This is a genomic window from Micromonospora sp. USAFONa4 (assembly GCF_057197825.1).
This window is the reverse complement of record NZ_CM170072.1, coordinates 6,928,760-6,941,606: the sequence shown is the minus strand read 5'-3', so window position 1 is coordinate 6,941,606 and position 12,847 is coordinate 6,928,760. Positions and strand designations below refer to the sequence as shown.

The following is a 12,847-nucleotide window of genomic DNA, read 5'->3' as shown; positions in this document are numbered from 1 at the left end:
CGGTCCCCGCGTCGAGGGTTTCCTGGGTGTCTGGGTGCGCCGGAGGGTTCAGTGCAGCTCGTTGATGCGGATCAGGTTGCCCGTGGGGTCGCGGAAGGCGCAGTCGCGCACGCCGTAGGGCTGGGCGGTGGGTTCCTGGACGACGTCGGCGCCGGAGGCCTGCAGCCGCTCGAAGAGGCCGTCGAGGTCGTCGGTGGCCAGGGTGATGGCGCCGTAGCTGCCCTTGGCGATGAGTTCGAGGATGGTGCGGCGTTCGTCGTCGGTGATGCCGGGTTCGGCGGCCGGCGGGTGTAGGACGATGGACGTGCCGGGCTGGTTGGCGGGGCCGACGGTGAGCCAGCGCATGCCGTCGTAGCCGACGTCGTTGCGGACCTCGAAGCCGAGGGTGTCGCGGTAGAAGGTGAGGGCGGCGTCGGCGTCGGTGTGCGGGAGGAAGGCGTAGTGAATGGTGATGTCCATGGCGGTCACGCTAGTTGTGGCTGGGTGGGCCGTGCTTCTCGATTCCTGATCGGTCTGGTCACCTGTTTGGCGATGCACGCGGGCATCTCCGCCGTCGCGTGGGCTGTCCGGGCGCGGTAGGTGCTCGGCGGCACGCCGACCAGTTCGGTGAAGCGGGTGCTGAAGGTGCCCAGCGAGGAGCAGCCGACGGCGAAACAGACTTCGGTGACGCTGAGGTCGCCACGGCGCAGCAGCGCCATGGCGCGTTCGATGCGCCGGGTCATGAGGTAGGCGTACGGGGACTCGCCGTACGCCTGGCGGAACTGGCGGCTGAGGTGTCCGGCTGACATGTTCGCGCCGCGGGCCAGCGCCTCGACGTCCAGGGGCTGTGCGTACTCGCGGTCGATGCGGTCGCGGACGCGGCGCAGCCGGGCGAGGTCGCGTAGGTGCTGGTCGGCGGCGTCTCTGCTGGTCACCTGCGCGATCGTGCCACGTGGCGTCGGGGTTGCCCAGCAGGGCCGGCGGCCTGTCGCCGCCAGTGTGCCGGGTCATATCGTGTCGAGGCCGGGTCATATCGTGTCGAGTGCGCGGTGCAGGCGTCGGGCCTCGGTGACGAGGCGGCTGGATCCGCCCCGGTCGGCGACGTCGGCGAGGCCGGGCACGTCGATGCGGGCGCCGGTCGTGCCGGCCGTCTCGGCGGCGAGGCTCAGCAGGTCCGGCAGGCCGCGCGGGGGCTGGGGCGCGGCGAGTGCCGACGGCAGTGCGGCGGCGATCAGCCGCCACACGGTCAGGGGCGCTCCGGCCTGGGCGGCGTCGCGTAGTGGTTCGAGTGCCCTGGACAGCTTCACCAGGTGCCCGGCGACGAGTCGGCCTAGGTGTCCGCCCGTCGCGGTGGCGTCGAGTTGCCCGGCTGCGGCGAGGGCGAGCAGGGCGTCGAGGGCGGCGATCCGGTCGGTGCCGTGGCGGGCCGCGAGGCCGTAGGCCAGGGCGAGGTCGAGGGCCGGTCCGCCGGGGCCGGTGGCTTCGGCGAGCAGCGGCAGCATGGTCGTGCCGTCGCGTTGGTCCATGTCCGCGGTGGCGGCGACGATCGGCAGGGCGTACGCGGCGACCACTGCCCGGTGCCCCGGCAGGGTCGACGGCAGCAGGTTCGCCCAGGCGGAGTGCTCGACACCGATCGGTGCGGGGTCGACGGTCAGCAGTCCGTACGGGTCGTCGTGTCCGTCGGGTGGGCGCAGCTCGACGAGGATGCGCTTGGGCGGTAGCTGGTCGTGCTCCCAGTCGTAGCCGTTGCGGCGGGGGCGTCGGGTGACGGTGACGGCGCGTGTGACGGGTTGTGGTAGTCCGCCGGCGCGCAGCCAGGTGGCGAGCCGCTCCCCCGCCGGGGTGCCCAGTGCCGCGGCCTTGCCGGCGACCGCCTCGTCGGTGTCGGCGGGTAGGCGCAGTAGGGCCTGGGTGAGGTCCCAGTGCCAGGCCGGGCGGTCGCCGAGGGCCGCGAGGCGCTCGATCAGGGCGAGCGGGTCGAGGGCGCCGTTGGCGTGGGTGGGGGTGGCGAGCAGGCCGGGGTGTCCCGGCTCGGCGAGGTGCGCGCCGATCTCGGCGAGGCGGGCGCGGATCAGCCGGTGCGGTGGGGGCACCCGGGGGTCGGTGGTGAGCGGTGGTGGTGCGGGGGTGCGGCGTACGGCGGTGAGCAGTGTCTCCCAGCGGCGGTGTCGTCGGGCCTGCTGGTCGGTGCTGAGCAGGTCGACGACCAGCTTGCACAGGCAGAGGGGGTCGTGGCGGTGTTCGTTGTCCCAGGACCAGTGGCGGCGCTCGATGACGGGGGCGAGGGCGGCGTGCACCCGGGTGTCGTCGGTCGTGGTGAGCCGCACGAGTGCGTCGAGGATGCGGTCCAGCGGTGTGCCCTGCGACTGGGTGCCGAGCAGCGCGGCGACCTCTTCGGCGAGTTCGTCGACGTCGGTGATGGGGGTGGGCGCCGGTGCGGGTGGGGCGGGTGGGGGCAGGTCGTCGCCGCGCGGTCGGGCGTGCGCCGGGCCGGTGCGCTCCGCCGTCGGGTCGTGTCCGTGGCGGGTGGCCAGGGTGTGGGCGCGGTCGCGTAGTTCGACGGCAGGGTGTTCGGCGGCGACGGCGATGACCTCGGCGATCCCGGCCGCCCGGTCGCGGTGGTGGCGGGCCAGGCGGTCGAGCCAGGTGAGCTGGGCTTTGACGAGTGCCTTGTCCGGTCGCAGCAGCACGTCCCGGGAGGTGTCGAGGATGGTGTCGATCTCGAGGTCGGGCAGGTCCCGTAGGGCCTTCTGCGCGATGGTGGCGGCTGGGGCCGGTGCGTCGGCGAGCAGGCGGAGGTAGTCGGTGGCGCGGGTGGCGACCTCGGCGGTGGTGGGTTCGAGTTCGGCGAGCAGGATGGTGAAGGCGCGCAGGGCGGCCGTCCGGTCGCCGCGCAGGAGCCGGCCGATGCTGGCGTCGATCAGGAACGTCCGGTCGATGGTGCCGTCGGCGGCGAGGCGGGCCAGCGAGGTCGGCAGGATGTGCCGTCGTCGTTCGGGCGAGGTCGTGGTGACCTCGTCGAACGTCATGCGGGTGCCGAGGCCGTCGATCTCGAACAGGCGGGGCAGCATGGCGTGGAGGAACGGGTCGTCGCGTAGCCGTGCGGTCAGGGGTGCCGGTGGGCCGGCGTGTCCCCGCTGCGGCAGTTGTAACGAGTCCAGCCACAGTTCGACGAACCGGTCGTTGGCTGGTGGTGTGGTTGCCGTGGCGCGTAGCAGCGCGGTGAGGAAACGCCAGTGTTCGATGCCGGTCTGCTGGTTGACCTTCGTGGCCAGTCGGTGCGCGAGGTCGCCGAGCCAGGTGATGCCGCGGTCCTCGGCGACCTTGGTCATCAGGGCGGCGGCGCGTTCGCCGTGGGGGTTGACCGTGTTGCGGGCGAGGATCGTCGCGGCCTGCGCGGCGGTGGGTAGGCAGCCGACGACGGCGACGGCCAGGGCGGTGCCGGAGCCTGCGGTCCACCAGGTGGTGCGGTGCCGCTGCTTGAACCAGGTCGTCAGGTCGCCGCCGATCTCCCGGCGGCGCTGTTCCGGCAGGTCGGCCAGGGCCGCCGCGATCTGCCCGGCGGAGCTGTTCTGGATGAGGTCGAACAGGTCGCTGGTGCCGCCGGCGGCCAGTTCCCGTTGTCGCCGTGCCGTGCTCTTGAGGAACGCCTGCTGTGCGTGTCTCACACCCGCTCCTCCGCCCGCTCGGCGCTCGACATCCGGGTGGCCAGCGCGTGCCGGCAGGGTCCCCGTTGGCCGCGGTGCTTGGCCCACCAGGGGCAGGTGCAGGTGAGGTCGCCGCCGGGCAGTTGGCGGACCCGGTAGACGTGGTCGCCGCTGTGGACGGTGGCGGTGGTGGCCGTGTCGAGGTGGACGGCGCCGGCGTCGCGCAGCGCCCGGGCACCGACGAGGCGGGGGTTGTCGCGTTCGGCGCGGCCCGCGTCGTAGGGCATGGCCCGGTGGAAGTAGGCGGCTTCGGCGACGTCGTAGCCGACGCGGCCGGCGGTGCCGAGTTGGGCGAGGGCGGCCCGGACGCGGGCCGGGTCGAGGGCGGTGTCGGTGGCCAGCCGGTCGACGTCGATGGTGGGATCCCAGGAGAGTACGGCGGCGACGAGGTTGGCGTCGTCGACCACGTCGTCGCCGGCGAGTGCGGTGAGGGCGGCGCCCTCGCCGGAGAATCCGCGGTACGGCTCGGGTGAGAGGGTGAGGGAGAGGCGCAGGGCGCCGGTGTCCAGTTCCCAGGTGCTCGGTACGGGTGCCGAGCCGGTGGCGACTGTCGGTCCGTACACGCGCAGGGTCTGGGCGAAGCGCAGCATGGCGCGCAGGGCGGTCAGTCGGCTCGCTCCGGCCAGGCAGACGGCGCCGGGGACGGGTCGGGAGGTCAGTCGCAGGGACCGGCCGGCGGGCACCGCCCAGAGGACCGAGCGGTCGCTGGTGGTGGGGAGTCGGCGCAGGAACGTGGCCGCCTCGGTGGCGGGGATCTCGGCGCGGGGTTCGAAGGTGGCCGACAGGATCTGCACCTCGGCGAAGCCGCGCAGCCAGCGCGCCGGCAGGGGGACCTTCTTCTCGACGATCGGGCCGTCCATGGTGGCGACGGTCAGGTCGTCGGGACCGACGGTCAGGTGCAGCGGGTCGAGGCCGCCGACGCGGGCCAGTGCCTCGCGCAGTGGGTTGTTGACGTCGACGTTGGTGGTGCCGTGCTCGATCACGTCGCCGTCGAGGCCGGCGGGCAGGGTGTCGAGGCGGGCGTAGACGCCGCAGCAGCCGGAGAAGGATTCGAACCGCAGCCGGTCGCGGCTGCCGGTGACCACCGGGTCGAGGCTGGCGGGGCTGACGGGCCGGTGGTAGCGGGTGCGGGCGACCTCGGCGACGGCGAGCAGGCCGGCGGCCGCCGGCTGGGGGGTGGTGAGGAACCCGGTGAAGAACCGGGGGTGGGGTGCGGGTCCGCCGCTGGTCTGCAGGCCGAGGCCGTCGCGGGCGAGGGTGGAGGATCCGAGGTACCGGTACGTCTGCGTTGCGCTCACGTCGGCGGACGGTAGTGCAGGCCACCGACAGGAAGCGGGGTCAGAGGCCGCCAGCGACGCGTAGGACGGTGCCGGTGGTGTAGGTGGCGTCGGGGCCGAGCAGCCAGGCGATGGCGCCAGCGACCTCGTCGGGTTCGCCGGGGCGGCCCAGTGGGATGCGGGCGGCGGCCCGCTCGGGTCGGTCGGGTTGGCCGGAGAGGGCGTGGATGTCGGTGCGGATGATGCCGGGGGCGACGGCGTTGACGCGGATGCCGCGGGGGGCGAGTTCCTTGGCGAGGCCGGTGGTGAGGGTGTCGGTGGCGGCCTTGACGGCGGCGTAGTGGACGTATTCGCCGGGGCTGCCGAGGGTGGCGGCGACGGAGGAGACGTTGACGATGGCGGCGCCGGCGCCCATGCGGCGGGCGGCCTGCTGGGCGCAGAGGACGTAGCCGATGAGGTTGACGTCGACGACGTGGCGCAGGTCGGCTGGGTCGAGGTCGACGAACGCGCCGATGGGGCTGGTGACGCCGGCGTTGTTGACCAGGCCGGTGAGCGGGCCGAGGTCGGCGGCGGCGTCGAACAGGGCGGTGACCTGCTCGGGGTCGCGGGTGTCGGCGGGTACGGCGAGGCCGCGTACGCCGGTGGCTTCGATGTCGGCGAGCACGGCGGTGGCGGCGGTGTGGTCGCGGCGGTAGCTGAAGGCGACGTGGTGCCCGGCGTGGGCGAGGCGGCGGGCGGTGGCGGCGCCGATGCCGCGGCTGCCGCCGGTGATGACGGTGACCGGTCGCATGTGCCTCTCCCCCTGTCGTGGCTGCGGGGCCGACGCTACCGGCGGGCGGCGTGGGGCGGGCCGGTGGGTGGGCGCATAGGCTCGGGCGCGTCGGTGGACGGTGACGTGGAGGTGTGCGGTGGCGGGTGTGGGTGTCGGCGACGTGGTGCGGGACTTCGAGTTGCCCGACGAGACGGGTACGCCGCGGCGGCTGTCGGAGTTCCTGGCCACCGGTCCGGTGGTGTTGTTCTTCTATCCGGCGGCGTTGACGCGGGGGTGCACGGCGGAGAGCTGCCACTTCCGCGACCTGGCGGCGGAGTTCGCGGCGGTGGGCGCGACGCGGGTGGGCATCAGCCGCGATCCGGTGGCGAAGCAGGCGGAGTTCTCCCGCCGGCACGGGTTCGACTATCCCCTGCTGTCGGACGTGGACGGCACGGTCGCCGACCTGTTCGGGGTGCGGCGGCGGCTGCCGTTGGGTGCGCTGAGCACGCGGCGGATGACGTTCGTGATCGGCACCGACCGGCGGATCGTGGAGGTGGTCCACAGTGAGCTGAACATGAACGACCACGCGGACGCGGCGTTGCGGGCGCTGGGGGGTTGATCTTCCGCTTGTCGGCGTGGGCTGGTATCAAGGCAGGCATCTGAACAGGTGTACGAGGGGAAGAGGTTGCTGATGGGTGCTGCTGGCCAGGGTTTGTCCACTGACGAGGTGCAGAGCATCCGGGAGGCGCTGGCGGCGGGCCGCAAGCCGAAGGTGGTGTTCACCGCCTCGGCGGGTCAGATCGCCGGGCAGGTGGGTCAGGTGGTGGAGCTGACCGACCCGGCCGTGTCGGACGAGTTCGTGGTGGTCCGGTTCGGTCGCGACGAGTTGCCCTTCTCCCCCGCCGACGTGGCGGTGGCCCCGCGCGGCGCCGGGCGCAAGGCGGCCGAGCCGCAGCCGGAGACGCCGGAGCCCGAGCCGGCGGCGCCGGCGGAGCCGGAGTTCGTGTTGGACCGGGTGCCGCAGCAGCGGCGGGAGGAGCCGAAGGTGGAGACGACGGAGGCGAAGCCCGCCCCGGCGCGCAAGGCGGTGAAGGCCGTGAAGCCGAAGGGGCCGGCGGGGCTGACGGTGACGCTGGCGTACGCCGACGGCGAGTGGACGGTCGCGGCGCAGCAGGGCAGCAAGTCCCTGGCGAAGCCGTACGTGGTGAAGCCGGCGGAGGCGCTGCGGATGGTGGCGCTGGTCGACGTGCCGGGGGTGCACGAGGCGGTGGAGCAGATCATGGCGGCCGAGCGGGCCGAGGCGGAGCAGCAGGCGGAGAAGCTGCGCGCGGAGCTGGCGGAGATCGAGGCGCGCCTGGCGGAGCTGCGCGAGGCGCACTGACGCGGGCGGCCGGCGGGGTGGGTGGCGGTGCCGCTCGCCCCGCCGGCGCTGGCGGGTGTGGTGGTCGACGAGCCTGCCGACGCGCCCGGTGGCGGTGAGGTCGGGCTGGCTGACGGGCGCCTTGGGGTGGTCAGGCGCGCGGGCCCAGGAACAGTCCGCCACTGGCGTCGATGACCTGCCCGGTGACCCAGCGTGCGGCGTCGGAGGCGAGGAACGCGACCACGTCGGCGACGTCGCCGGGCTCGCCGAGCCGGTCGAGTGCCGTCATCGCGGTGATCAGTTCGGCCAGGCCCGGTGTCTCGAAGACCGGCCCGTTGGTCGCGGTCCGGGTGGCGCCGGGCGCGACCGCGTTCACGGTGATGCCCCTGGCGCCGAGCTGGTTGGCCAACGTCAGGGTCATCGTCTCGACCGCGCCCTTGGTCATGGCGAACGACGTCTGGGTGGCGTTGGCCATCCGGGCCGCCACGGACGAGATCGTGATGATCCGGCCGCCGTCGCGCAGCAGGGGCAACGCTCGCTCGATGATGAAGTACGGCGCCCGTACGTTGACCGCGAACAGATGGTCGAAGGCTGCTCGTGTCGTGGCGCCGAGCGGGCCTGCGGGTGGCGCTGCCGCGTTGTTGACGAGGATGTCGAGTGGTCGCCCGGCCAGGCTGGCCTCGACATCCGCGAACAGCGTCTCGACATCCGCGTCCACGCCCAGTTCCGCGCCGACGGCGTACGCCGTTCCACCATCGCGCACGATCTGGTCGACAGTCGCCGTCGCGCCGTCGGAGTCCGTGCCGAAGTGCGCGATGACGACCGCTCCCCGCGCTGCGAGCCGGATCGCGATCGCCTGGCCTATGCCGCGTGACGCGCCGGTCACCAGGGCTGTCCTGCCGATCAGATCACCCATGATGTTAGCTACTCCCGACTTGGTAGTGACTATCAGTGCGATAGTGTCTACCACATGAGGGAGCGGCACTCGACACTGCGGGAGCAACGACGGGCCGAGACGCAGCGCGTGATCCAGGCGCACGCGGTGCGGTTGTTCGTCGAGCGCGGGTACGACGGCACGACCGTGAACGACGTCGCAGCGGCCGCGGGCGTGTCTGCGATGACGGTGTACCGGCACTTCCCGACGAAGGAGGACCTCGTGCTGGTCGATCAGAACGGCCCGCTGGTCGCCGAACGGATCGCCGCGACGCCGGCCGGGCAGCCCCTGGTGCGCCGCATCGGCAGCGCGCTCGTCGACTCGGCGCGGACGCTGACCGCCGGCGACGACCGGCTCCTGCTGGCCCGCCTGCGGCTGATGATCTCGACGCCCGCCCTGCGCGCCCGACACCTGGACAACCACTACGTGCTTCAACAAGCCATCGTGGACGGCCTCGGGGACGAGGCCGCCGATCCGGACACGGCCTTCCACGCCGCGGCGGCGGCCAGCGCCTGCCTGGCCGCCATGCACACCGCGCTGGTGCGGTGGGCGAAGGACGACGGGCGTACCGATCTGCCCGACCTGATCGCGAAGGCGCTCGCGGCAGTCTTCGGCGACATCACGCCCCGGTCGGCGTCGCGCTGATCTCGGCTACCGCCAGATCCGCACACGCGAGCGGGCTGGGCGCGTTGTCACGCGAATGCGCGATCCACCTGCGCGTCGAGCAGCGCCAGCGCCTCATCGGCGGTGTAGTGGCCGATCAGCACCGGCCCGAGCAGTCCCTGGGTGAGCCAGAACAGCACTGTCGCCTCATCCTGTCGGCCGGCCGGCAACCGGGCCGCCACCAGGGCCAGAACGCGGCGGTAGCTTTCGCGTAGCGCCTGTGCGTACGCCGGAGTCACGACAGCACGGTTGAAGAAGGCGATCGAGACGGCCGCCTCCTGCCGGGACGCCTTCGTCGACGGCAGCACCTCGGCAAGCATCGCCCGAACCACCTCCTTGGGCGTGGGGTCCGGTAGTGCCGCGAGCCGATCCTCCAGGCGACGGCTGACCCGCTCGCCCAGGTGCTCGAGGGCGAACATGAGCATCTCGTCCTTCGTGCGGAAATAGTGCTGCACCATCCCCATCGAGACACCGGCCTCGGCGGCGACGTCGCGCAGGCTCACCGCTTCGCTACCGCTTGTCTCGACCACACGGAACACGGCCTCCGCGAACGCCCGCCGCCGCTCATCGACATCCACCCTCTTCGGCAAGCCGCGCCCTCCCCCTGTCAACCGTTGCAATGCGGGTGCATTGCAACGGCGCCTCACGCTGTTAGCATGTCAAGTGTATTGCAAAACGGAGGGCGGGCGAATGATCAGGACAGCACGCAGCGGAGACGTCAGCATCGCGTACGAGGAGTTCGGGCGGCCCGACGGCGAGCCACTGCTGCTGATCATCGGCCTGTCGTTCCAGATGGTGTGGTGGCCGGAAGACTTCTGCGAGCAGCTCGCCGAGCGGGGCTTCCACGTGGTCCGGTTCGACAACCGCGACAGCGGTCTGTCCTCACGATGCGCCGGGACCAGGTACACCGCGCAGGACATGGCCTCCGATGCCCTGGCTGTCATGGACGCCCTGGGCTGGGAGTCGGCCCACGTCGCCGGCGCTTCGCTCGGCTCGGCCATCGCTCAGGTCGTCGCGATCACGGCGCCGCGGCGGGTCAGGAGCCTGACCTGCATCATGAGCGGTGGCCTCGGCGGAGCCTGGAACACCCTGCGCGTCCTGCGCTTCGGCACCTTGGCCAAGCTGATGACCAGGCGCCACTCGCCCGACCGTGAGGGCCAGATCCAGGCGCAGATGGATGTCATCCGGGCGATGTCGTCACCGCACCATCCCTTCGAGGCGGAGTGGACGCGGCGTGCTGCGGCTACCGCCGCTGACCGCGGCGGCCTGGACAACGCCGCGATGCAGCGCCAGTTCGCCGCGGGGCGCACGACCGGCAACCTGAGAACCCCACTGCGCGGACTGGACATGCCCGTGCTCGTGGTGCACGGCGAGGACGACCCACTCATCCGCCCGCGAGCGAGCCGGGACATCGCCTCAGCGATCCGCGGTGCCCGCCTGGTCGTGTACCCGGCGATGGGGCACGAGATTCCCCGCCACCTGTACGGCCCGCTGGCGGACAGGATCCACGCGATCGCCGGGGCGCGTCAGCCGTAGCCCGGTGCCGCGGTGAGCGGAGGCCCTCGCGGGTGGCCGGCGTCCTCGGCTCCGGGCCCCGGTGACGCGACGCGGCCGCGGGGTCGACGCGGGAGGAGGGCCGCGTCGACCCCGCGGCCGGTGCGGGTGGCGGCGGGACCCGCGGCCACCCGCCGTGGGCGGGTCAGTGCCGCGGGATGTGGGCCACCCCGATGCGCTTGCGGAACACCCAGTACGTCCAGCCCTGGTAGGCCAGCACGATCGGGGTGAACACCACCGCCACCCAGGTCATGATCTTCAGGGTGTAGGGGGTGGAGGCGGCGTTGGTGGCGGTCAGCGTCCCGGCCGCGTCGAGCGTGGAGGGCAGCACGTTCGGGAAGAGCGCCGCGAAGAGCGTCGCCACGGCCAGCGCGATGGCCACGGCGGTGCCGGTGAACGCCCAGCCCTCCCGGCGCACCCGGGCGGCGGCGAGACCACCGAGCAGGGCGAGGGCCGCGCCGACGGCGAGCACGACGGCGGCGGTGCTGGAGCGGATGGTCAGCGTCCAGGTCAGGAACGCCACCGCGAGCACGGCGGCGGCCACGCCCACGCGTACCGCGAGGGCGGCGGCGCGCTCGCGGACCTCACCGACGGTCTTGAGGGCGATGAACACGGCGCCGTGGGTGAGGAACAGCGCCGCGGTGGTCGCGCCGCCGAGCAGGGCGTACGGGTGGAGCAGGTCGAGCAGGCCGCCGACGTACTCGTGCTCGGCGTCGAGCGGCACGCCGCGCAGGATGTTGGCGAACGCCACGCCCCACAGGATCGCCGGCACCACCGAGCCGACGAAGATGGCGGTGTCCCAGCGGCGTTTCCAGGACGCCTCGGGGCGCTTGTGGCGGTACTCGAAGGCGACGCCGCGGATGATCAGGGCGAGCAGGATCAGCAGCAGCGGCAGGTAGAAGCCGGAGAACAGGGTGGCGTACCACTCGGGGAACGCGGCGAACATGGCGCCGCCGGCGGTGATGAGCCAGACCTCGTTGCCGTCCCAGACGGGGCCGATGGTGTTGATCAGGACGCGGCGTTCCCGGTCGTCGCGACCGAGTACGGGCAGCAGCATGCCGACGCCGAAGTCGAAGCCCTCGAGGATGAAGTAGCCGGTGAACAGGACCGCGACGAGCAGGAACCAGATGGTGGTGAGTTCCACGGTTGTCTCCGGTGATCAGTAGGCGAACGCGAGCGGGCGCTCGGCGTCGTCGTGGGTGTCGTCGATGTCGGGGTCGGGGGTGAGGTCGGGTACGCCGGCCTTGGCGTAGCGCAGCAGCAGTTTGACCTCGACGACGGCGAGGGTGGCGTAGATGAGGGTGAAGGCGGTGAAGGAGGTGAGCACCTCGGTGAGCGAGACGCTGCGGGAGACGCCGTCGCGGGTGAGCATCTCGCCGAAGACGATCCACGGCTGGCGGCCCATCTCGGTGAAGATCCAGCCGAAGGAGTTCGCCGCGAGCGGCAGCAGGGGCATGACCAGGCCGGCGCGCAGCAGCCACTTGCTGGTGGGGGTGCGGCCCTTGCGTTGGCTCCAGAGCACCAGCAGGGCGATGGCGGCGGCGGCCATCCCGAAGCCGATCATGAAGCGGAAGCTCCAGTAGGTGACCGGGATGATCGGGGTGTAGCTGCCGGCGCCGTACTGGGCGGCGTACTGGGCCTGCAGGTCGTTGATGCCGTGCACGGTGCCGTTGGGGTCGCCGGTGCCGAGCCAGGACAGCAGGTGTGGGATCTTGAGGGCGAACAGTTCGCGGCTGCCGTCGAGGCTGCCGACGGTGAGTACGGAGAACGAGGCGGGGCTCTCGGTGGTGTAGAGGCCCTCGGCGGCGGCCATCTTCATCGGCTGCACCTCGGTCATGATCTTGCCCTGGATGTCGCCGGTGATGGCGACGGCGGCGGCGGAGACCAGGGTGACCCAGGAGCCGAACTTCGCGGCGAAGCGGTAGGCGGGGGTGTCGGCGGAGTCGCGGTTGCGCACCAGGTGCCACATGGCGACGGCGACCAGCAGCGAGCCGGCCACCAGGAACGCGCCGGCGATGGTGTGCGGGAAGGTGATCATGGCGACCTTGTTGGTCAGCACGGCCACGAAGTCGGTGAGTTCGGCGCGGCCGGTGTCGGGGTTGATCCGGTAGCCGACCGGGTTCTGCATGAACGAGTTCGCCGCGAGGATGAAGTACGCGCTGAGGTTGCTGCCGATCGCGGCGGCCCAGATGGCGGCCAGGTGCAGCCGCTTGGGCAGCCGGTCCCAGCCGAAGATCCACAGGCCGATGAAGGTGGATTCCAGGAAGAAGGCGACCAGCGCCTCGATCGCCAGGGGGGCGCCGAAGATGTCGCCGACGAAGCGGGAGTAGTCGCTCCAGTTCATGCCGAACTGGAACTCCTGCACGATGCCGGTCACCACGCCCATGGCGAAGTTGATGAGGAAGAGCTTGCCGTAGAACTTGGTGAGCTTGAGGTACTTCTCGTCGCCGGTGCGGTGCCACATCGTCTGGAGGATCGCCACCAGCACGGACAGGCCGATGGTCAGCGGCACGAAGAGAAAGTGGTAGACGGTGGTGACACCGAACTGCCAGCGGGCGACGTCCAACGCGTCCACCAGTAACCCCCAGGCTGTGCATACTACGAGACGTAGTAAATACTACT

The 12,847-nt window shown here is 72.0% G+C and carries 13 protein-coding genes; 4 read left to right on the top strand and 9 right to left on the bottom strand.

Going from position 1 to position 12,847, the window contains the following annotated elements; translation table 11 throughout:
- Positions 1-48: 48 nt before the first annotated feature.
- The 5 genes from AC0OO9_RS29995 to AC0OO9_RS29975 form a co-directional block, all read right to left on the bottom strand.
- Entirely contained in the window at positions 49-459 is a 411-nt protein-coding gene (locus AC0OO9_RS29995; RefSeq protein ID WP_151456728.1) for a VOC family protein, read from the bottom strand.
- Positions 460-464: 5 nt separating this feature from the next.
- Complete coding sequence (locus tag AC0OO9_RS29990) at positions 465-914, bottom strand: helix-turn-helix transcriptional regulator (RefSeq protein WP_484514102.1); 450 nt, start codon at positions 912-914, stop codon at positions 465-467.
- 93 nt (positions 915-1,007) lie between these two features.
- A complete protein-coding gene (locus AC0OO9_RS29985) occupies positions 1,008-3,647 on the bottom strand; it encodes a hypothetical protein (protein WP_484514100.1) in 2,640 nt (879 codons plus the stop codon).
- The gene (locus AC0OO9_RS29980) at positions 3,644-4,984 is read right to left on the bottom strand and encodes an SWIM zinc finger family protein (protein ID WP_484514099.1); all 1,341 of its coding nucleotides are present in this window, start codon (positions 4,982-4,984) and stop codon (positions 3,644-3,646) included. The genes AC0OO9_RS29985 and AC0OO9_RS29980 overlap by 4 nt, the downstream gene beginning before the upstream one ends.
- Positions 4,985-5,024: 40 nt before the next feature.
- Positions 5,025-5,753 (bottom strand): SDR family oxidoreductase, encoded by a 729-nt coding sequence (locus tag AC0OO9_RS29975; RefSeq protein ID WP_484514097.1) that lies wholly within the window; start codon positions 5,751-5,753, stop codon positions 5,025-5,027.
- Positions 5,754-5,871: 118 nt separating this feature from the next.
- Here AC0OO9_RS29975 and AC0OO9_RS29970 point away from each other — a divergent pair, with 118 nt between their 5' ends.
- Both AC0OO9_RS29970 and AC0OO9_RS29965 read left to right on the top strand, forming a co-directional pair.
- Entirely contained in the window at positions 5,872-6,333 is a 462-nt protein-coding gene (locus AC0OO9_RS29970; protein WP_132237652.1) for a peroxiredoxin, read from the top strand.
- Between the two features lie 72 nt (positions 6,334-6,405).
- The gene (locus tag AC0OO9_RS29965; protein ID WP_132237650.1) at positions 6,406-7,095 is read left to right on the top strand and encodes a hypothetical protein; all 690 of its coding nucleotides are present in this window, start codon (positions 6,406-6,408) and stop codon (positions 7,093-7,095) included.
- Between the two features lie 130 nt (positions 7,096-7,225).
- On the opposite strand, the gene AC0OO9_RS29960 is transcribed toward AC0OO9_RS29965, so the two are convergent.
- Positions 7,226-7,990, bottom strand: coding sequence for an SDR family oxidoreductase (locus AC0OO9_RS29960; protein WP_484514094.1), 765 nt, complete (start codon positions 7,988-7,990; stop codon positions 7,226-7,228).
- A 54-nt stretch (positions 7,991-8,044) separates the two neighbouring features.
- Between AC0OO9_RS29960 and AC0OO9_RS29955 the strand changes: the two genes are divergently transcribed.
- Complete coding sequence (locus AC0OO9_RS29955) at positions 8,045-8,653, top strand: TetR/AcrR family transcriptional regulator (RefSeq protein ID WP_132237648.1); 609 nt, start codon at positions 8,045-8,047, stop codon at positions 8,651-8,653.
- A 47-nt stretch (positions 8,654-8,700) separates the two neighbouring features.
- Here the strand turns inward: AC0OO9_RS29955 and AC0OO9_RS29950 are convergent, their stop codons facing one another.
- Positions 8,701-9,249 (bottom strand): TetR/AcrR family transcriptional regulator, encoded by a 549-nt coding sequence (locus tag AC0OO9_RS29950; RefSeq protein WP_484514092.1) that lies wholly within the window; start codon positions 9,247-9,249, stop codon positions 8,701-8,703.
- 112 nt (positions 9,250-9,361) lie between these two features.
- On the opposite strand from AC0OO9_RS29950, the gene AC0OO9_RS29945 reads away from it, so the two are divergent.
- On the top strand, positions 9,362-10,207 hold the full coding sequence (locus tag AC0OO9_RS29945; RefSeq protein ID WP_484514090.1) for an alpha/beta fold hydrolase: 846 nt from the start codon (positions 9,362-9,364) through the stop codon (positions 10,205-10,207).
- Between the two features lie 163 nt (positions 10,208-10,370).
- On the opposite strand, the gene cydB is transcribed toward AC0OO9_RS29945, so the two are convergent.
- Together cydB and AC0OO9_RS29935 are read right to left on the bottom strand one after the other, a co-directional pair.
- Positions 10,371-11,369 carry a cytochrome d ubiquinol oxidase subunit II gene (gene cydB / locus AC0OO9_RS29940; protein WP_484514088.1) on the bottom strand — a complete coding sequence of 333 codons (999 nt, stop codon included), beginning with the start codon at positions 11,367-11,369 and terminating at the stop codon, positions 10,371-10,373.
- A 15-nt stretch (positions 11,370-11,384) separates the two neighbouring features.
- On the bottom strand, positions 11,385-12,800 hold the full coding sequence (locus tag AC0OO9_RS29935) for a cytochrome ubiquinol oxidase subunit I (RefSeq protein WP_484514087.1): 1,416 nt from the start codon (positions 12,798-12,800) through the stop codon (positions 11,385-11,387).
- Positions 12,801-12,847 lie beyond the last annotated feature (47 nt).